This window comes from Oryzisolibacter sp. LB2S (assembly GCF_040732315.1).
GTDB lineage: Bacteria > Pseudomonadota > Gammaproteobacteria > Burkholderiales > Burkholderiaceae_C > Alicycliphilus > Alicycliphilus soli.
This window is the reverse complement of record NZ_CP160388.1, coordinates 1,816,562-1,834,431: the sequence shown is the minus strand read 5'-3', so window position 1 is coordinate 1,834,431 and position 17,870 is coordinate 1,816,562. Positions and strand designations below refer to the sequence as shown.

18 protein-coding genes are annotated in these 17,870 nt (G+C 69.2%); 16 read left to right on the top strand and 2 right to left on the bottom strand.

All coding sequences use genetic code 11. The features are described 5' to 3' along the window. Window positions 1-13 precede the first annotated feature (13 nt). The 8 genes from mltG to ABUE11_RS08635 all read left to right on the top strand — a co-directional run bounded on the left by mltG (window position 14) and on the right by ABUE11_RS08635 (window position 5,666). Window positions 14-1,015 carry an endolytic transglycosylase MltG gene (gene mltG, locus ABUE11_RS08670; protein WP_367068643.1) on the top strand — a complete coding sequence of 334 codons (1,002 nt, stop codon included), beginning with the start codon at window positions 14-16 and terminating at the stop codon, window positions 1,013-1,015. Further along, window positions 1,012-1,665 carry a dTMP kinase gene (gene tmk / locus ABUE11_RS08665; protein WP_367068642.1) on the top strand — a complete coding sequence of 218 codons (654 nt, stop codon included), beginning with the start codon at window positions 1,012-1,014 and terminating at the stop codon, window positions 1,663-1,665. Before mltG ends, tmk begins: the two co-directional genes overlap by 4 nt. Next, window positions 1,665-2,660, top strand: a complete 996-nt coding sequence (locus ABUE11_RS08660; protein WP_367068641.1) for a DNA polymerase III subunit delta' — start codon at window positions 1,665-1,667, stop codon at window positions 2,658-2,660. Before tmk ends, ABUE11_RS08660 begins: the two co-directional genes overlap by 1 nt. A 17-nt stretch (window positions 2,661-2,677) precedes the next feature. Next, a complete protein-coding gene (locus ABUE11_RS08655) occupies window positions 2,678-3,037 on the top strand; it encodes a PilZ domain-containing protein (RefSeq protein ID WP_367068640.1) in 360 nt (119 codons plus the stop codon). Window positions 3,038-3,097: 60 nt separating this feature from the next. Then, the gene (locus ABUE11_RS08650; protein ID WP_367068639.1) at window positions 3,098-3,907 is read left to right on the top strand and encodes a TatD family hydrolase; all 810 of its coding nucleotides are present in this window, start codon (window positions 3,098-3,100) and stop codon (window positions 3,905-3,907) included. Next, the gene (locus ABUE11_RS08645) at window positions 3,904-4,593 is read left to right on the top strand and encodes an ankyrin repeat domain-containing protein (protein ID WP_367068638.1); all 690 of its coding nucleotides are present in this window, start codon (window positions 3,904-3,906) and stop codon (window positions 4,591-4,593) included. The genes ABUE11_RS08650 and ABUE11_RS08645 overlap by 4 nt, the downstream gene beginning before the upstream one ends. 289 nt (window positions 4,594-4,882) lie before the next feature. After that, window positions 4,883-5,128, top strand: coding sequence for a hypothetical protein (locus tag ABUE11_RS08640; protein ID WP_367068637.1), 246 nt, complete (start codon window positions 4,883-4,885; stop codon window positions 5,126-5,128). Further along, complete coding sequence (locus tag ABUE11_RS08635; RefSeq protein ID WP_367068636.1) at window positions 5,109-5,666, top strand: hypothetical protein; 558 nt, start codon at window positions 5,109-5,111, stop codon at window positions 5,664-5,666. Before ABUE11_RS08640 ends, ABUE11_RS08635 begins: the two co-directional genes overlap by 20 nt. A gap of 3 nt (window positions 5,667-5,669) precedes the next feature. Here ABUE11_RS08635 and ABUE11_RS08630 read toward each other — a convergent pair whose 3' ends face one another. After that, on the bottom strand, window positions 5,670-6,347 hold the full coding sequence (locus ABUE11_RS08630; RefSeq protein WP_367068635.1) for a GntR family transcriptional regulator: 678 nt from the start codon (window positions 6,345-6,347) through the stop codon (window positions 5,670-5,672). A 254-nt stretch (window positions 6,348-6,601) separates the two neighbouring features. On the opposite strand from ABUE11_RS08630, the gene ABUE11_RS08625 reads away from it, so the two are divergent. From ABUE11_RS08625 to ABUE11_RS08595, 7 genes are read left to right on the top strand one after another with little or no spacing between them, the layout of a single operon-like run. Continuing rightward, window positions 6,602-7,564 carry a TRAP transporter substrate-binding protein gene (locus ABUE11_RS08625; protein ID WP_367068634.1) on the top strand — a complete coding sequence of 321 codons (963 nt, stop codon included), beginning with the start codon at window positions 6,602-6,604 and terminating at the stop codon, window positions 7,562-7,564. 46 nt (window positions 7,565-7,610) lie between these two features. Continuing rightward, window positions 7,611-8,120 (top strand): TRAP transporter small permease, encoded by a 510-nt coding sequence (locus ABUE11_RS08620; RefSeq protein ID WP_367068633.1) that lies wholly within the window; start codon window positions 7,611-7,613, stop codon window positions 8,118-8,120. A 15-nt stretch (window positions 8,121-8,135) separates the two neighbouring features. Then, window positions 8,136-9,428: a TRAP transporter large permease subunit gene (locus ABUE11_RS08615; protein WP_367068632.1), complete on the top strand. Its 1,293-nt coding sequence runs from the start codon at window positions 8,136-8,138 to the stop codon at window positions 9,426-9,428. A 19-nt stretch (window positions 9,429-9,447) separates the two neighbouring features. Continuing rightward, entirely contained in the window at window positions 9,448-10,206 is a 759-nt protein-coding gene (locus ABUE11_RS08610; protein ID WP_367068631.1) for a 5-oxoprolinase subunit PxpA, read from the top strand. 20 nt (window positions 10,207-10,226) lie between these two features. Continuing rightward, a complete protein-coding gene (locus tag ABUE11_RS08605) occupies window positions 10,227-11,039 on the top strand; it encodes a putative hydro-lyase (protein ID WP_367068630.1) in 813 nt (270 codons plus the stop codon). A 17-nt stretch (window positions 11,040-11,056) separates the two neighbouring features. Continuing rightward, complete coding sequence (locus tag ABUE11_RS08600) at window positions 11,057-12,658, top strand: urea amidolyase family protein (RefSeq protein WP_367068629.1); 1,602 nt, start codon at window positions 11,057-11,059, stop codon at window positions 12,656-12,658. Between the two features lie 5 nt (window positions 12,659-12,663). Further along, entirely contained in the window at window positions 12,664-14,391 is a 1,728-nt protein-coding gene (locus tag ABUE11_RS08595; RefSeq protein ID WP_367068628.1) for a biotin carboxylase N-terminal domain-containing protein, read from the top strand. A gap of 251 nt (window positions 14,392-14,642) precedes the next feature. Here ABUE11_RS08595 and msbA read toward each other — a convergent pair whose 3' ends face one another. Next, on the bottom strand, window positions 14,643-16,415 hold the full coding sequence (gene msbA, locus ABUE11_RS08590; protein ID WP_367068627.1) for a lipid A export permease/ATP-binding protein MsbA: 1,773 nt from the start codon (window positions 16,413-16,415) through the stop codon (window positions 14,643-14,645). Window positions 16,416-16,548: 133 nt separating this feature from the next. Between msbA and tolB the strand changes: the two genes are divergently transcribed. After that, a complete protein-coding gene (gene tolB / locus ABUE11_RS08585) occupies window positions 16,549-17,868 on the top strand; it encodes a Tol-Pal system beta propeller repeat protein TolB (RefSeq protein ID WP_367068626.1) in 1,320 nt (439 codons plus the stop codon). The last annotated feature ends 2 nt before the right edge of the window (window positions 17,869-17,870 follow it).

Sequence of the window (17,870 nt, the reverse complement as noted above, 5' to 3'; positions counted from 1 at the left end):
GGGCTGCAGGGTTGTGCGCAGGTTGCTTGTCTTGGTATTGCTGATCGCGGTGGCCGTCGGTGCCGGCGCGGCCTGGTGGCTGCGCGCACCCATGGCGCTGCGCGCGGGGCTGGACGCCACGCAGCCGCTCGAGCTCGAGATAGAGCCCGGCACCACGCCGCGCGGCGTGGCCCAGGCCGTGGTGCAGGCGGGCTTCGACACCGACGCGCGCCTGTTGTACTGGTGGTTTCGCCTCTCGGGCCAGGACCGCGGCATCAAGGCCGGCAACTACGAAATCCCGCCCGGTACCAGCCCCGAGGCGCTGCTGCACAAGCTCGTGCGCGGCGAGGAGGCGCTGCGCGCCGTGACCCTGGTCGAGGGCTGGACCTTTCGCCAGCTGCGCGCGGCGCTCGCGCGTGCCGAGCAGCTCAAGCCCGATACGGCCGGCCTGAGCGAGGCCGAGATCATGACCCGCCTGGACCGCGCCGGCCTGCCTGCCGAGGGGCGCTTCTTTCCAGACACCTATACCTATGCCAAGGGCAGCAGCGACCTTGCCGTGCTGCGCCGCGCGCTGCACGCCATGGACCGGCGCCTGGAGGCCGCCTGGGCCCTGCGCGCGAGCGACACGCCGCTCAAGTCGCCCGAGCAGGCGCTGATACTGGCCAGCATCGTGGAGAAGGAAACCGGCCGCGCCGAAGACCGCGCGCAGATCGCCGGCGTGTTCACCAACCGCCTGCGCGTGGGCATGCTGCTGCAGACCGACCCCACGGTGATCTACGGCCTGGGCGAGAAGTTCGACGGCAACCTGCGCCGGCGCGACCTGCAGACCGACACCCCCTACAACACCTACACGCGCCCGGGCCTGCCGCCCACGCCGATCGCCATGCCGGGGCGCGCCGCGCTGCTGGCCGCGGTGCAGCCGGCGGCTACGCGCGCCCTGTACTTTGTGGCGCGCGGCGACGGCAGCAGCCATTTCAGCAACACGCTGGACGAGCACAACCGCGCCGTCAACAAATACCAGCGAGGCGGCAAATGACCCAGGGCCTGTTCATCACCTTCGAGGGCATAGACGGCGCGGGCAAGTCGTCGCACATCGACGCGCTGGCCCAGGCCCTGCGCGACGCGGGGCACACCGTGACGCTGACGCGCGAGCCCGGCGGCACGCCGCTGGCCGAGAAGCTGCGCGAGCTGCTGCTGCATGAGGCCATGGACGCGCTGACCGAGACCCTGCTGGTGTTCGCCGCCCGGCGCGACCATCTGCGCTGTGTGATCGAGCCGGCGCTCGCACGCGGCGAGGTCGTGCTCTGCGACCGCTTCACCGACGCCACCTTTGCCTACCAGGGCGCGGGGCGCGGCTTTGATCTTGGCGTGCTCTCTTATATGGAGCGGCTTGCGCAGACTGGGCTTGCCCCGGAGCCCGATTTGATGCGCAACCCCGATCTCACGCTGTGGTTCGACGTGCCGCCCGAGGTGGCCGCCGCACGCCTGGCCACGGCGCGCGCGCCGGACCGTTTCGAGGCCGAGTCCACGGCCTTCTTCGCCCGCGTGGCGCGCGGCTATGCCGAGCGCGCCGAGGCCGCGCCCGGGCGCTTTGCGCGCCTGGACGGGGCCATGGCACGCGAGCAGGTCGCGGCCCAGATGCTGGCCGCGGTGCGCGCACGCGGCTGGCTGCAGGGGAGGGCGTGATGAGCGCCGCAGCCCCCTGGATCGCCGCGCAGCGCACGCAGCTCTTGGCCCAGCGCGGCCATGCCTGGCTCTTGCAGGGGCCGTCGGGCCTGGGCCAGTACCAGCTCGCGCTGGAGCTGGTGCGCGCCTGGCTGTGCGACGCGCCGGGAGAGCAGGGCGCCTGCGGCCAATGCGCAAGCTGCCACGGCGTGGACGTGCACACCCATGCCGACCTGTGCGTGCTCATGCCCGAGACGCAGATGCTGGCCCTGTGCTGGCCCTTGCCCGAGAAGGCCCAGGCCGAGATCGAGGACAAGAAGCGCAAGGCCAGCCGCGAGATCCGCGTGGACGCCATGCGCGACGCCGTGGAGTTTGCCCAGCGCACCAGCGCGCGCGGGCGTGGCAAGGCGGTGCTGGTGTTCCCGGCCGAGCAGATGAACCATGTGACGGCCAACGCCCTGCTCAAGACCCTGGAGGAGCCGCCCGGCGACGTGCGCTTCGTGCTCGCCACCGAGGCCGCGCACGAGCTGCTGCCCACCATACGCAGCCGCTGCCTGAGCCACACCATGGCCTGGCCCCGCACCGATGAGGCCGAGCAATGGCTGCTCGCGCAGGGCGTGGCGCCCGACGCGGCCGCCGCCCTGCTGCGCGCCGCGGGTGGCCGGCCCGACGACGCCCTGGCCCTGTCGCGCGCGGGCCGCAGCCCGCAGGCCTGGGCCATGTTGCCGAAGGCCATGGCGCGCGGCGATGTGTCGGCCCTGGCCGACCTCGATCCGCCCGCGGCCGTCGATGCACTGCAAAAGCTCTGCCACGACCTGCTCGCACAGCGCGTGGGCGCCGCGCCGCGCTACTTCGCCGCGGCGGACCTGCCGGCCGCGCCCGGCGTGGGGCCGCTCACGCGCTGGTCGTGCGCCCTCATGCAGGAGGCGCGCCAGGCCGAGCACCCGTTCAACGCCGGCCTGATGCTGGAGTCGCTTGTGGCCCAGGCGCGCCAGACACTAAACTCGCGCCATTGATTTGCACCGAAGAAGCCATGAGCAGTCCCTCCACAGCGCCGCGCCCCAGCGTCATGCAGCTGAACATCAAGGAAAAGGGCGCGCTGTACGCCGCCTACATTCCGCTTTTCGAGGAGGGGGGCATCTTCGTGCCCACCACGCGCGAATACCGGCTCGGTGACGACGTCTACGTGCTGCTGACCCTGCCCGACGACCCGCAGCGCTACCCCGTCGCCGGCCGCGTGGCCTGGGTGACGCCGGCGCGCGCCTCCGGCAATCGCACGCAGGGCGTGGGCATACAGTTCCCCAAGGACGAGAAGTCGCGCCAGCTCAAGCTCAAGATCGAGGAAATCCTGGGCACGGCCCTGGCCTCGGAGCGCCCCACGCAGACCATTTGAGCGGCATGGCCGTCTCTGCCGCCGACCGCCTGCCGGTCGGCTTTTTGTTTTCATTGACGCATGTTTGTCGATTCCCACTGTCACCTGAACTTCCCCGAGCTCGCGGGCGACCTGCCGCGCATCCGCGAGGCCATGGCCGCCGCGCAGGTCGATCGCGCGCTGTGCATCTGCACCACGATGGAGGAGTTTGCCGACGTCCACGCCCTGGCCACCGGCCATGACAACTTCTGGGCAACCGTGGGCGTACACCCCGACACCGAGGGCCTCGCCGAGCCCAGCGTGCAGGACCTGCTCGATCGCGCCGCGCTGCCGCGCGTGGTGGCGATCGGCGAGACGGGCCTGGACTACTACGGCATGGAGGACCGCAAGGGCGGGCGCAGCATTGCCGACCTGGAATGGCAGCGCGAGCGCTTTCGCACCCACATCCGCGCGGCACGCATCTGTGCCAAGCCGCTGGTGATACACACGCGCAGCGCATCGGAGGACACCCTGGCCATATTGCGCGAGGAGGGCGAGGCCGGGCCGGGGCCGCGCGCCGGCGGCGTGTTCCACTGCTTCACCGAAACCGCCCAGGTGGCGCGCGCGGCGCTGGACATGGGCTACTACATCTCGTTCTCCGGCATCATCACCTTCAAGAACGCGCAGGACCTGCGCGACGTCGCCGCCTTCGTGCCCATGGACAGGCTGCTCATCGAGACCGACAGCCCCTACCTGGCGCCCGTGCCCTACCGGGGCAAGACCAACAACCCCTCCTACGTGCCCTATGTGGCGCAGCAGATCGCGGCCGTGAAGGGCCTCGATGTGCAGGAGGTTGCGCGGGCCACGAGCCACAACTTCGAGCGGCTGTTCCTGCAGGGGGACGGCGCATGACCGGCCGCCGCCACGCCCTGGCGCGCCTGGCCCGCGTGGCCATTGCCATCATCGCGCCGCTCGCCGGCCTGGCCCATGCGGGCGCCTATGAGGATTTCTTCAAGGCCATCGAGCTCGACCGGGCCAGCGTCATCACCGACCTGCTGCGCCGCGGCTTCGACCCCAATGCGCGCGACCCCAAGGGCCAGCCCGCGCTCATCGTGGCGCTGCGCGGCGACTCGCACCAGGCCGCCGCTGCGCTCATCGCGGCCAAGGGCCTGAAGGTGGAGGAGCGCAACGCCAAGAACGAAAGCGCCCTCATGATGGCCGCGCTGCGCGGCAACCTGCCCGCCGCACGCGCGCTGATCGCGCTCGATGCCGACGTCAACAAGACCGGCTGGACACCGCTGCACTACGCGGCCTCCTGCGCCACGGCCGATGCCGCGGCCATGGTTCGCCTGCTGCTCGAGGAGCATGCCTACATCGACGCCGCATCGCCCAACGGCACCACACCGCTGATGATGGCCGTGCGCTACGGCCAGGACGACGTGGCGCGGCTGCTGGTCGAGGAGGGCGCCGACCCGACGCTCAGGAACGATCTGGGCCTGACGGCCATGGACTTCGCCCGCCAGGCCGAGCGCGCCGACATGGCAGAACTGATCGCCGAGGCCGTGCGCCGGCGGCAGCCCAACCGGGGCAAGTGGTGATGCTAGCTGTTTGATAGCTGTTGGCGCTCGCCTGCAAAGGGCTGGATGCCGTTTTTTCTTATTGGGGGCATGTCGCCCGTAGCGCGCGCACGATGCCGCGTCATTCCGGCGAAAGCCGGAATCCAGGATCTTCACAGCGCACAAACCACGCACACACCGCGTGGTTTCCGGCTTGCGCCGCCATCATGGCGGCCAGAGGTACGCCCCCATTTCTTTACCTTCACGCTCTTTTAAATGCGAACGATTCGTATTTAAAATGCCTTCTCCAACGATCACCAAGGAGAAGCCCATGGCCTACACGCCCCCATCGTCCCCCTGCCAGCACGCCCTGCTGGCACGCAGCCCGGTCGGCCATGTGGCCGTCTGCCCCGACTGCGGGGTCGTGCACCTGTCGCTCGACTGCGTTTCGGTGCGTCTGGAGGCAGGCGCCTTTCTCGCCATGGCCGAGATGGTGTCCGAGGCGCGCCAACGCCTGCAGGGCGTGCCGCCGCGCGAGGCGCAGGGACGGAGCGAACATGCGCGCGCGGTGCATTGAGGCCAGCGCCGCCCCGGTGACTGCGCAGAGCCATGGCCAAGGCGGCTGCGTCGCCGCACGGGCCGATGTCGTGGGCCTTGCCGCACTGGCGCGCGAGCACGGCGTCCTGGGCCGCGAGTTCGGCAGGGTGCAGGAGCGCTGCAGCCGCATCATGGGCGACCAGGCGGCCGAAATCGAACGGCTCAACGCCCTGTTGATGCGCCAGCGCGCGGCCGCGATCCGCAAGGACACGCAGCTCGCCTGGCTCACCCAGGACATGCAGCGGCTCGCCCTGCGCCTGGTCGAGCTCGAACGCCAGAACGCCAGCCTGCGCCATCAGCTCGGTGCTGCGCGTCACCGACCCAGCCCGCACGAGGCCGAGGACGCACCGGAATCCGCGCTTGCCGCGGCCGAGCTGGTCATCTGCCAGACGGGCTGCATAGGCCACCACGCCTACTGGCGCACCCAGGATGCATGCAGGCGCACGGGCAGGGAATGCGTGCTGGTGGAGGCCGAGCGCCCGCCGGCCGAGGACGCCGGCGAGTCGCGCGGCGACTGACGCTCACATGCTCGCGCCGGCGTCCGAGACGCGCCGCGCGTAGGCCGCGAGCACGATGCGCTCGGAGTGCACCAGGTAGTCGGCCAGCGCGGCCGCTGCCTCATGGGGCTTGCCGGCCTCGAACAGCTCGACGATCTTCACATTGCCATCCACATAGGGCGCGTGCAGGAATTCCGGGTCGTTGAGCAGGCCGAAGGCCAGGCGCAGCTCGGCCAGCAGGTGCGCAAACATCTCGTTCAGGCGCTCGCTGTCGGCCAGTTCCACGATGGCCTTGTGCAGTTCCATGTTGGCCGTACCCACGCCACGCCAGTCGCCCGCGTCGCGGCAACGCAGGGCTTGATCCACCGCCGCACGCAGGTGCTTCTTGGCCGGGTGGCGCGGATAGGCCTGGGCCAGGGCCTGGCATTCGATGAGGCGACGCACGCGGTAGATGTCGATGATGGCGGCGATGCTGGGAATCGCCACCGACACGCCGCGATTGGGCTCATGCCTGAGCAGCCCCTCCTTGCTCAAGAGGCGAAACGCCTCGCGCAGCGTGTTGCGCGAGATCGCCAGATCTTCACTCAAGGCGGCCTCCGACAGACGCTGGCCGGGCGTCAGCTCACCATCGACGATTCTTGCGCGCAGCTGCTGTGCGATGCGATCGGTGAGGTTGGCTGGTATGCCTGGGGCGCTGGTCATGGAGCAAGAGGGCGGTGCGTGAATAGTCAAGTGTAGCCAGCGGCCCGCCGCTGTTGACAGAACTGATGCTGCGGACAAAAGCGCAAGCCTCAGGGTTTCCCCGGCTTTTTTATGATCAACTTTTACGTGATTATTGTTGAACAATTTGCGTCAATTAGCTCTTCGACACTTGCGGTTTGAAGGGTTGATGTGGTCGCTGTCCCGACTGTCGTTGCGATCCCTCGTTGCGATCCCTTGTTCACAGGAGTCACTTCATGAAGCGCTTTCTTTTGTCCATCGCCTGCATCGCCGCTGGCGCCGCCCAGGCCCAGGTCAAGTGGGACCTGCCCACTGGCTATGCGGCCAACACCTTTCAGACGCAGAACAACCAGCAGTTCGCCAAGGAGGTGGACGAGTTGACTGGCGGCAAGCTCAAGATCACGCTGCATCCCGGTGGCTCGCTCTACAAGGCCAACGAGATCAAGCGCGCGGTGCAGACCGGCCAGGTGCCGGCGGCCGAATTCATCCTGTCCGGCGCCGCCAACGAGAATGCGCTGTACGGCGTGGACTCCGTGCCCTTCCTCGCCAGTTCCTACGCCGATGCCTGGCGTCTGTATCAGGCCGCCAAGCCCGCACAGGAGAAGCTGCTCGCCTCCCAGGGCATGAAGCTGCTGTACAGCGTGGCCTGGCCGGGCCAGTCTCTGTATTCGAACAAGCCGGTGCAGAGCCCCGCCGACCTCGCAGGCACCAAGATGCGCGCCTACAACCCCACGTCCACGCGCATCGCCCAATTGCTCAAGGCCCAGCCGGTCACCATCCAGCTCTCGGAGCTGGGCCAGGCCCTGGCCACGAACACGGTGAACAACTTCTTCACCTCCAGCGCCAGCGGCGTGGAGAGCAAGCTCTATGAGCAGATCAAGCATTTCTACATCGTCAACGCCTGGTTGCCGCGCAACGCCACCGTGGTCAACAAGAAAGCCTTCGACGCGCTGGACAAGCCCCTGCAGGAGGCCGTGCTCAAGGCCGCGGCCGCGGCCGAGAAGCGCGGCTGGGAGATGAGCGAGCGCCTGGACAAGGAATATCTCAAGGAACTGGCCGCCAAGGGCATGACCGTGGGTGAGCCGTCGGATGCGCTGAAGAAGGAATTTGCCCGCATCGGCACCACCATGACCGAGGAGTGGGTGAAGGCGGCCGGCGCCGAGGGCAAGGCCATCGTCGACGCCTATCAGAAGCGCTGAGAGCTCGGCCCCCGTTCCACCCGCGCAGCCGCGCCCGGAGTTCGCCATGGACCAACTCGCCCGTCTTTTCTATCGCCTGCTCATCGGCCTTGCCTGCGTGTCCATGGTGGCCGCGTTCGTGATCGTGATGCTGGGCATCCTCGCACGCCAGGTGTCGTTCATCGACATCCAGGGTCTGGACGCCTATGCCGGCTACGCCATTGCCGCGGCGCTGTTCTTTGCGTTGCCCACGGCGCTGATGCATGGCGACCATATCCGCGTCACGCTGCTGCTCGACCGGCTGGGCGGCCGCGCGCGTGCCGCGTTGGAGTGGGCGGGGCTGATCGTGGCGCTGGGCCTCTCCAGCTACCTGGCCTGGTTTGCCGTGCGCGCCGTGTGGCTGTCGTACGAGACGCACGACGTCTCGCCGGCGGCCGACGCCACGCCACTGTGGATTCCGCAGCTGAGCATGGCGATAGGTTGCGTGGCCTTTGCGCTGGCCTTCTTGCATGCCATCGTGGCGCGCCTGCGCGGGCGCGAGTGGTTCATTGCCGGCCCCGGGTCGGTGGCCGAATAAGCAGGGGAGACCGACATGGACATGATGGCTGCACTGGTGCTGATCATTGCGCTGTTTGCGGTGCTCGGCGCTGGCATCTGGATAGGCCTGGGCCTGCTGGCCGTGGGCCTGCTCGGCATGGAGCTGTTCACCAGCCGCCCGGTAGGCGACAGCATGATGCTCACCATCTGGGGGGCGAGCTCGGCCTGGACGCTGACCGCGCTGCCGCTGTTTCTGTGGATGGGCGAGATCCTGTTTCGCAGCAAGCTCTCGGACAGCATGTTCCGCGGCCTTGCGCCGTGGATGGACAAGCTGCCCGGGCGGCTGTTGCACACCAACGTGGTGGGCTGCACCATCTTTGCCGCCATCTCGGGCTCATCCGCGGCCACCTGCGCCACCATTGGCAAGATGACCCTGCCCGAGCTGAAAAAGCGCGGCTACCCCGACGCCATGGCCGTGGGCACGCTGGGCGGCGCGGCCACCCTGGGCCTGCTGATTCCGCCCTCGATCATCATGATCGTCTACGGCGTGGCGGCCAATGTCTCCATCGCCAAGCTGTTTCTTGCGGGGGTCTTCCCCGGGCTGATGCTGGCGGGCCTGTTCATGAGCTACATCGCCGTCTGGGCGCTGTTCAACCGCGAGCAGGTGCCTGCCTCGGACATGTCCATGTCCTTCATGCAGAAGATCTACGAGGCGCGCCACCTGATTCCCGCGGTGATCCTCATCGGCCTGGTGCTGGGCGGTATCTACTCGGGCGTTGCCACGGCCACCGAGGCCGCCGCGCTGGGCGTGGCAGGCGCGCTGGGCCTGGCCGCATGGGAGGGATCGCTGTCGTGGCAGAAGTTCAAGGAAGGCCTGATCAGCGCCTGCCGCGTGTACTGCATGATCGGCCTGATCCTGGCCGGGGCGGCCTTTCTCACGCTGGCCATGGGCTTCATCGGGCTGCCACGCCACCTGGCCGAATGGATTGGCTCGCTGCACCTGTCGCCGCTCGCGCTGCTGATGATGCTGACCGTGTTCTTCATCGTGCTCGGCTGCTTCCTCGACGGCATCTCCATGGTGGTGCTGACGATTGCCGTGCTGCTGCCCACGGTCGAGGCCGCGGGCTATGACCTGATCTGGTTCGGTGTCTTCATCGTGCTGGTGGTCGAGATGGCGCAGATCACGCCGCCCGTGGGGCTGAACCTGTTCGTCATCCAGGGCCTGACCAAGCGCGACATTGGCTGGATCGCACGCGTCACGGCACCGATGTTCTTCGTGATGCTGGCGGCCGTGCTTGCCCTGTACGCGGTGCCGGAGATCGTGCTCTGGCTGCCCTCGCGCATGTAGCAGAAGCTGGAGGTATCCCATGTCTGTGATGGACCTGAACAGCGACCTCGGCGAGAGCCTGGGTGCCTGGACCATGGGCGACGACGCTGCCATGCTGGACATCGTGAGCAGCGCCAACGTGGCCTGCGGCTTTCACGCGGGCGACCCGGCGGGCATTCTGGCCACGCTCAGGGCCGCCCAGGCGCGCGGCGTGACGGTGGGCGCCCATGTGGCCTACCCGGACCTGGTGGGCTTTGGCCGGCGCAACATGGATGTGGCCAGCAGCGACCTGGTGGCCGACGTGATCTACCAGATCGGCGCGCTGCAGGGGCTGGCGCAGGCCGCCGGCACGCGCGTGCGCTACGTCAAGCCCCACGGCGCGCTCTACAACACCATTGCCCAGGACGAGCGCCAGGCGCGCGACGTGATCGCCGCCATCCGCGCGGTCGATGCCGACCTGGCGCTGGTGGCGCTGGCCGGCTCGCCGCTCGTCGCCTGGGCGCGAGATGCCGGCCTGCGCGTGATCGGCGAGGCCTTTGCCGACCGCGCCTACACGCCCCAGGGAACCCTGGTGTCGCGCCGCGAGAAGGGCGCCGTGCTGCACGACAGCGCCCTGGTCGCGGCACGCATGCTGCGCCTGGTGCGCGACGGCGTGGTCGAGGCCATCGACGGCAGCCTCGCGCGCGTGGATGCGCAGTCCATCTGCGTGCATGGCGACAGCCCCGGCGCCGTGGAGATGGCGCGCGCCGTGCGCATGGCGCTGGAGAGTGACGGCGTGACCGTGCGCTCGTTCATGTGAATTTGTCAGGAGCCCACACCATGCAAGTCAACGCAGTCCGCCAAGCGCGCAGCGACGCCGTTGCCGCGGCGCGCCAGGCGCGCGCCGAATACCGCGCGGGCGCCGTGCGGCCCACGGCCGGCGTCGCACCCGGCATGACCCAGGCCAACATGATTGCGCTGCCGCGCGACTGGGCCTGGGACTTTCTGCTGTACGCGCAGCGCAACCCCAAGCCCTGCCCGGTGCTCGACGTGATCGAGGCCGGCGCGCACCACACCGTGTTGGCCGAGGGTGCCGACGTGCGCACCGACATTCCGCTGTACCGCGTCTGGCGCAATGGCCGGCTGGTCGAGGAGGTGCAGGACGCCACCGCGCTCTGGGTCGAGCATCCCGACCTGGTCACCTTTCTGATTGGCTGCAGCTTCACGTTCGAAACCCCGCTGCAGGAGGCCGGCATCGAGGTGCGCCACATCGCCGACGGCTCCAACGTGCCCATGTACCGCACCAGTCGCCAATGCCGCCCGGCCGGGCGTCTGCATGGCGAGATGGTGGTGTCCATGCGGCCCATTCCGGCGCACCGCGTGGCCGATGCGGTGAGCATCTCGGCGCGCTTTCCCTCGGTGCATGGCGCGCCCGTGCATGTGGGCGATCCGGCGGCGCTGGGCATTGCCGACATCGCCAGGCCCGATTTTGGCGATCCTGTGCGCATCGAGCCCGGTGAGGTGCCCGTGTTCTGGGCCTGCGGCGTCACGCCCCAGGCGGCGGTGATGGCCTCGGGCGTACCGTTTGCCGTGACGCACGCACCGGGCTACATGTTCATCACCGACGTGCCCGACAGCAGCTACCACGTATGAGCCCGCATGAGCCCGCCATGCGCTTCCTGCCCGTCTCCCTGAACGCGCTGCTCGTCGAGCTGGCAGACCTGGACCAGACCCTGGCGCTGCTGGCCTCGCTGCAGCGCGAGCCGTTGCCCGGCGTGGAGGAACTGGTGCCGGCCGCGCGCACCATCCTCGTGCAGTTTCGTCCCGCGGCCACGGGCGTGGCCGAGCTGGTGCGTGCCATCTGCGCGCGCGACCTGTCCCACAAGGTGGAGCGTGGCGGCACCCTGGTCGAGATCCCCGTGCGCTACGACGGCGAGGACCTGGCGGAGGTCGCACAGCTGCTGGGCATCACGCCCGACGAACTCGTGCGCCGCCACACGGGCAGCATCTACAGCGTGGCCTTCGTCGGCTTTGCGCCGGGCTTTGCCTACCTGTCGGGCGGGCATGAGAGCCTGGATGTGCCGCGCCGCGCCACGCCGCGCACGCGCATCCCCGCGGGGGCCGTGGCGCTGGCGGGGCGCTTCAGCGGCGTCTATCCGCAGGCCAGCCCCGGGGGCTGGCAGATCATAGGCACCACGCCGCTGGCCATGTGGGACATCGAGCGCGCCGTGCCCGCGCTGCTGCAGCCGGGCTTTCGGGTGCGCTTTGTCGATATTGCTACGTTATCAATAGCTGCTCGCGCCCACCTGGAGGGCGCTGCAGCCAAAATACCCTTGAAAGTGGCGGCGCCGCACCAGAGCGGCCCGGCGCTGCAGGTGCGCGCCCCCGGCCTGCAGACGCTGCTGCAGGACCTGGGCCGGCCCGGCCAAGCGGGGCAGGGCGTGTCAGCCTCGGGCGCGCTGGACCGGGGCGCCTGCCGCACGGCCAACCGGCTCGTGGGCAATGCCTCGAACGCCGCCTGCCTGGAGACCGTCAACGGCGGCCTGCGCCTCGTGAGCCGCGGCGACACCGTGGTCGCGGTCACGGGGGCCGATGCGCCGCTCACGCTGACCAGCGCCGCGGGCAGCAGCTGGAGCGTGCCGCGCTACCAGGCGCTGGCGCTGGCCGACGGCGACATGCTGCACATTGGCGAGCCCGTGGCCGGCACGCGCTGTTATGTGGCGGCGCGCGGCGGCTTTGACGTGTCGCCCGTGCTCGGCAGCCGCAGCACCGATACCCTGGCCCATGTGGGGCCGCCAGCGCTGGCCGCGGGTGATGTGCTCGCGCTGCGGCCCGTCGAGCGCGGCGCCGTCGTGGGCGCGGCCGAGCTGCCACCAGAGAACCTGCCCGGCCTGCACGAGGACGTGGTGCTCGACGTGGTGCCGGGCCCGCGCACCGACTGGTTCACGCCCGACGCGCTGGACTTGCTCGCGCGCCAGCGCTGGCGCGTCACGCCCCAGTCCAACCGCGTGGGCCTGCGTCTGGCGGGCGAACGGCCGCTTGAGCGCGCCATCAGCCAGGAACTACCCAGCGAGGGCACGCCCACGGGCGCCATCCAGGTGCCCGCCAGCGGCCAGCCCGTGTTGTTCCTGGCCGACCACCCGCTCACCGGCGGCTACCCCGTGATCGCCTGCGTGGCCCCGCATCACCTGGACCGCGCGGGGCAGATCCCCGTGAACGCCTGGGTGCGCTTCAACCCCATCCGGCCCTTCGAGGCCATCACCTGTCCCTGACCGCCATGAAAAAAGTTTTGATTGCCAACAGAGGTGAAATAGCGGTGCGGGTGGTGCGCGCCTGCCGCGACTACGGCGTGCAATCCGTGGCCGTGTACGCCGATGCCGACATCGACGCCCTGCACGCGCGCATGGCCGACGAGGCCTATGGCCTGGACGGCGAGCGTCCGGCCGACACCTATCTGCACATCGCCAAGCTGCTCGACATTGCGAAGAAGAGCGGCGCCGACGCCGTGCACCCGGGCTATGGCTTTCTGTCCGAGAGCGCGGCCTTCGCCCAGGCCGTGCTCGACGCGGGCCTGGCCTGGATAGGCCCGTCGCCCGCAGCCATCGCGCGCCTGGGCGACAAGGTCGAGGCGCGCAAGATCGCGCTCAAGGTCGGTGCGCCGCTGGTCGCGGGCACGCCCGAGCCCGTCAAGGATGCCGCCGAGGTGCTGGCGTTTGCCGAGCAGCATGGCCTGCCCATCATCATCAAGGCCGCGTTCGGCGGCGGCGGGCGCGGCATGAAGATCGCGTGGCGCATGGACGAGGTGGCCGAGCTCTACGAGTCCGCCGTGCGCGAGGCCACGGCCGCGTTCGGGCGCGGCGAGTGCTTCGTCGAGCAGTTCCTCGACAGGCCGCGCCACATCGAGGCCCAGGTCATCGGCGACAAACATGGCCGCGTGGTGGTGCTGGGCACGCGCGACTGCTCACTGCAGCGGCGCAACCAGAAGCTCGTCGAGGAGGCGCCGGCGCCATTCCTCACCGACGCGCAGCGCGAGCGCATCCACCAGGCCGCGCACGACATCTGCGCCGAGGTAGGCTACGAGGGCGCGGGCACGGTGGAGTTCTTGCTGTCGGGCAGCGGCGCCATCTCGTTCCTCGAGGTCAACACGCGCCTGCAGGTCGAACACCCGGTGACCGAGCAGACCACGGGCCTGGACCTGGTCGTGGAGCAGCTGCGCGTGGCCGACGGCCTGCCGCTGTCGATCACCGACACGCCCGCGCCGCTGGGCCACGCCATCGAGTTCCGCATCAACGCCGAGGACGTGGGCCGGGGCTTTCTGCCCACGCCCGGGCCGGTGGCACGCTTTGATGCGCCGGGAGGCCCCGGGGTGCGCGTGGACAGCGGCGTGCAGGCGGGATCCAGCGTGCCGGGCACTTTTGACTCGCTCATGGCCAAGCTCATCGTCACGGGCGCCACGCGCGAACAGGCGCTGGCGCGCGCGCGCCGCGCGCTGGTCGAGTTTGAGATCGAGGGCGTGGCCAGCGTGCTGCCGTTTCACCGCGCGGTGCTGGAGCAGCCGGACTTCATAGGCGCCGATGGCTTCAAGGTGCACACGCGCTGGATAGAGACGGACTTCGCCCACGACCTCGCGGCCGCCACGCGCGCCGCGCCCGAGGTGGACGGCACGCTGGTGCGCTGCGCCATCGAGCTCGATGGCCGGCGCATGCGGCTGGGCCTGCCGGCCGCATTGCTGCAAGGGCTGGCCGCGGCCGGTGGCGGCGTGGCGACCGCGCCCGTGGCCCAGGCGCCGGCCGATGAGGCGGCCGTCGCCGCACCGATCGCGGGCAATCTGCACGCCTGGAAGGTGGAAGAGGGCGCCGTCGTGCAGGCCGGCGAGGTGATCGCCGTGATGGAGGCGATGAAGATGGAGATGCAGGTGCTGGCGCACCGCGCGGGCAGCATCCGGCTGCAGGCCGCGGCCGGCAGCTACCAGGCGGCAGGTGCCTGCATCGCGCGCATTGTTTAGTCCACTGCCGCGCCCTTCAGCCGCGGCTGCCGACTTCTCGCAACGCCCGCTTAACCTGCGGTCATCCCGCACAACCAGCCGTCAACGCCAGCACAACCCACCGTCATCCCCGCGCAGGCGGGGATCCACGGCTGTGACGAGGCAGCGACCTGGGCTGTGCCTGGATCCCCGCCTGCGCGGGGATGACAGGGTTTGATTGATTTTGGCCTCTAGCGCTTGTCCATCAAGCGCGAGCAGCTATTCTTTTTGTATCACGACCCATGCGCCTGCAGGCGCGCAAACAGCCCGCCGGCGGCGACCAGTTCGGCGTGCGTGCCTTGCTCGGCGATGCGCCCGCGCTCCATCACCACGACGCGGTCGGCATGTTCGATGGTGGACAGGCGGTGTGCGATCACCAGCGTGGTGCGCCCGTGCATCAGGCGCTGCAGGGCCTCCTGCACCAGGCGCTCGGATTCGGTATCGAGGGCCGAGGTGGCCTCGTCCAGGATCAATATCGGCGCGTCCTTGTACAGCGCGCGCGCAATCGCCAGCCGCTGGCGCTGCCCGCCCGACAGCTGCGTGGCGTTGTGCCCCACCAGCGTGTGCATGCCCTGGGGCAGGGCGGCCACATGCTGGGCCAGGTTGGCGGCCGCAAGGCAATGCTGCACGCGCGCCTCGTCGATGGCCGCGCCCAGCGCCACGTTGGCGGCGATGCTGTCGTTGAACATGACCACGTCCTGGCTCACCATGGCGAACTGCGCGCGCAGCGACTGCAGGTTCCAGTCCTCGGCGGGTACGTCGTCGAGCAGCACCTGGCCGCTGCTTGCGGCCACGAAGCGCGGCAGCAGGTTGACCAGCGTGGTCTTGCCCGCGCCCGACGGCCCGACCAGGGCCACCACCTCGCCGGGGCGAATGTCCAGGCTCACATGGGCCAGGGCCGGGGCATGGTCGCTGTCGAAGGACACCGTCACATCGCGCAGGCTGATGGCGCCACGCGCTCGCTCGGCAACATGGCTGCCGCCCGATTCGGCCGGCGCCTCGCTGAGCAGCAGCAGACCGCGCTCGAGCGCGGCCACGCCGCGCGTGATGGGGTTGGCCACGTCGGCCAGGCGGCGGATCGGGGCGATGAGCATCAGCATGGCGGCGATGAAGGCCGCAAAGCCACCCACGGTCACATCCTTGGCGCCATTGCCGTGGCTTTGCCACAGCGCGATGCAGATCACGGCCGAGAGCGCGCCCGCGGCCAGCAGCTGGGTGGTGGGCGTCATCGCCGCCGAGGCCACGGTGGACTTGATGGCCAGCTGGCGCAGCCGGCGGCTCAGGCTGTCGAAGCGTTTGCCTTGCTCGACCTGGGCTCCGTGCAGGCGCACCATGCGGTGGGCGAGCACGTTTTCCTCGACCACGTAGGCCAGATCGTCCGTGGCCTGCTGGCTGCTCTTGGTGATCTTGTAGAGGCGCCGCGACAGCGTCTTCATGATCCAGCCCACGCCCGGCACCATCACCGCCACGATCAGCGTGAGCTGCCAGTTCAGGTAGATCAGGTAACCGAGCAGTGCCACGAGCGTGAAGCCGTCGCGCGACAGGCCTATGAGGGCGTGCACGAGCGAGGTGAATCCGTTCTGCACCTCGTACACCACGGTGTTGGACAGCGCGCTGGCCGACTGGTGGCGAAACAGCCCCATGTCGGCCGCGAGCAGCCGCTCGAACAGCGCGGTGCGCAGGCGCAGCATGCCCTCGTTGGCGATGCGGCTGAGCGCGTACTGCCCCGTGAACTGGGAAAGTCCGCGCACCAGAAACACACCGATGATGGCCACGGGAACCATCCACAGTTGCAACGATCCTTCCGTGAAGCCCTGATCGAGCAAGGGTTTGAGCAGCGCGGGAATCAATGGCTCCGTAATGGCCGCCACCACGGTGGCCAGCAGGGCCATGGTCCACGCCAGGCGCTGATGGCCAAAGTAGGCGTGCAGGCGCTTGAGGCGTGCCAAAAGTGTGAGCGTCTGCGGCGCAGCGCTCTGGCGCGCGCTATGATTGAGGTCTTGCATGAGGGGCGGATTCTACGTTTTGAGCATGTCCGATCGGCACAGTCTGTCACATGGCGCGCTACGCTATGTGTAACATGCGCGCTTGTGTCGACCGGCTTCAGACGGTTGTTTGACGGTTATTCGACGGTTGCCAATGACTATTGACCGCACTTCTTCCCTTTCCCCCCTGTCCCGCATCCTGCCGCCCCTGTCGCGGCGCCATGCCCTCACCGCTCTCGCCGCCAGCCCCGCGCTGCCCGCACTCGCACAGTTTCGTGTCGAGATCACGGGCGTGGGGCTGACGCAGCTGCCGATCGCCATTGCCCCCCTGCGCGGCGAGGCGCAGTCGCCGCAGAAGATCTCCGCCATCGTGCAGGCCGACCTCGAGCGCAGCGGCCGCTTCATCGGCGTCGATGCCTCGGGCGCGGCGCTCGATGAAACCTCGCGCCCCGACCTGTCGCAGTGGCGCCAGCGCAAGGCCGACGCGCTGAGCACCGGCAGCATCACGCGCCTGGCCGATGGTCGCTTCGACGTGCGCTTTCGGCTGTGGGACGTGGTCAAGGGCCAGGATCTGGGCGGGCAGAGCTTCGTCGTCACCCAGGCCGACCTGCGCCTGGTGGCACACCGCATCGCCGACTTCATCTATGAAAAGCTCACCGGCGAGCGCGGGGTGTTCTCCACGCGCATTGCCTATGTGACCAAGGTGGGCGCGCGCTACAGCCTCTGGGTGGCCGATGCCGATGGCGAGAACGCGCAGTCGGCACTGTCGAGCCCCGAGCCCATCATCTCGCCGGCCTGGTCGCCCTCGGGCGCGCAGCTGGCCTATGTGTCGTTCGAGTCGCGCAAGCCGGTGGTGTACGTGCATGACGTGGCGACGGGCCGGCGTCGGCTGATCGCGAACTTCCGTGGCTCCAACAGCGCACCGGCCTGGTCGCCCGACGGACGCACGCTGGCCGTGACCCTGAGCCGCGACGGTGGTTCGCAGCTCTACACCATCGACGCCAATGGCGGTGAACCGCGCCGCCTGATGCAAAGCAGCGGCATCGACACCGAGCCGGCTTTTTCCAGTGACGGGCGCAGCATCTACTTCGTGAGCGACCGCGGCGGCTCGCCGCAGATCTATCGCGTGGGCGCCAGTGGCGGCAATGCCGAGCGCATCACCTTCGGCAGCAACTACAACATCTCGCCCGCCATCAGCCCGGACGGGCAGTGGCTGGCCTATATCTCGCGCGTGGGCGGAGCGTTCAAGCTGCACGTGATGGACCTGAAGTCCGGCACGACGACGGCGGTGACGGACACCAGCGCCGATGAAAGCCCCAGCTTTGCGCCCAACAGCCGCCTGATTCTGTATGCCACCCAGCAGCAGGGCCGCGAGGCGCTCATGACCACCACGCTCGACGGCAAGATCAAGGCGCGTCTGGCGGGGCAGGGCGGAGACATCCGCGAGCCCGACTGGGGGCCCTTTCAGAAGTAATG

Excerpts from the sequence above, each read along its gene's own strand:
- ABUE11_RS08620 (WP_367068633.1), top strand. The coding sequence starts at position 7,611 with ATGGACCAACTCGCCCGTCTTTTCTATCGCCTGCTCATCGGCCTTGCC.
- tmk (WP_367068642.1), top strand. The coding sequence starts at position 1,012 with ATGACCCAGGGCCTGTTCATCACCTTCGAGGGCATAGACGGCGCGGGC.
- ABUE11_RS08630 (WP_367068635.1), bottom strand. The coding sequence starts at position 6,347 with ATGACCAGCGCCCCAGGCATACCAGCCAACCTCACCGATCGCATCGCA.
- ABUE11_RS08650 (WP_367068639.1), top strand. The coding sequence starts at position 3,098 with ATGTTTGTCGATTCCCACTGTCACCTGAACTTCCCCGAGCTCGCGGGC.
- ABUE11_RS08615 (WP_367068632.1), top strand. The coding sequence starts at position 8,136 with ATGGACATGATGGCTGCACTGGTGCTGATCATTGCGCTGTTTGCGGTG.
- ABUE11_RS08635 (WP_367068636.1), top strand. The coding sequence starts at position 5,109 with ATGCGCGCGCGGTGCATTGAGGCCAGCGCCGCCCCGGTGACTGCGCAG.
- msbA (WP_367068627.1), bottom strand. The coding sequence starts at position 16,415 with ATGCAAGACCTCAATCATAGCGCGCGCCAGAGCGCTGCGCCGCAGACG.
- ABUE11_RS08625 (WP_367068634.1), top strand. The coding sequence starts at position 6,602 with ATGAAGCGCTTTCTTTTGTCCATCGCCTGCATCGCCGCTGGCGCCGCC.
- ABUE11_RS08605 (WP_367068630.1), top strand. The coding sequence starts at position 10,227 with ATGCAAGTCAACGCAGTCCGCCAAGCGCGCAGCGACGCCGTTGCCGCG.
- ABUE11_RS08610 (WP_367068631.1), top strand. The coding sequence starts at position 9,448 with ATGTCTGTGATGGACCTGAACAGCGACCTCGGCGAGAGCCTGGGTGCC.
- ABUE11_RS08655 (WP_367068640.1), top strand. The coding sequence starts at position 2,678 with ATGAGCAGTCCCTCCACAGCGCCGCGCCCCAGCGTCATGCAGCTGAAC.
- ABUE11_RS08660 (WP_367068641.1), top strand. The coding sequence starts at position 1,665 with ATGAGCGCCGCAGCCCCCTGGATCGCCGCGCAGCGCACGCAGCTCTTG.
- tolB (WP_367068626.1), top strand. The coding sequence starts at position 16,549 with ATGACTATTGACCGCACTTCTTCCCTTTCCCCCCTGTCCCGCATCCTG.
- ABUE11_RS08600 (WP_367068629.1), top strand. The coding sequence starts at position 11,057 with ATGCGCTTCCTGCCCGTCTCCCTGAACGCGCTGCTCGTCGAGCTGGCA.
- ABUE11_RS08595 (WP_367068628.1), top strand. The coding sequence starts at position 12,664 with ATGAAAAAAGTTTTGATTGCCAACAGAGGTGAAATAGCGGTGCGGGTG.
- ABUE11_RS08645 (WP_367068638.1), top strand. The coding sequence starts at position 3,904 with ATGACCGGCCGCCGCCACGCCCTGGCGCGCCTGGCCCGCGTGGCCATT.
- ABUE11_RS08640 (WP_367068637.1), top strand. The coding sequence starts at position 4,883 with ATGGCCTACACGCCCCCATCGTCCCCCTGCCAGCACGCCCTGCTGGCA.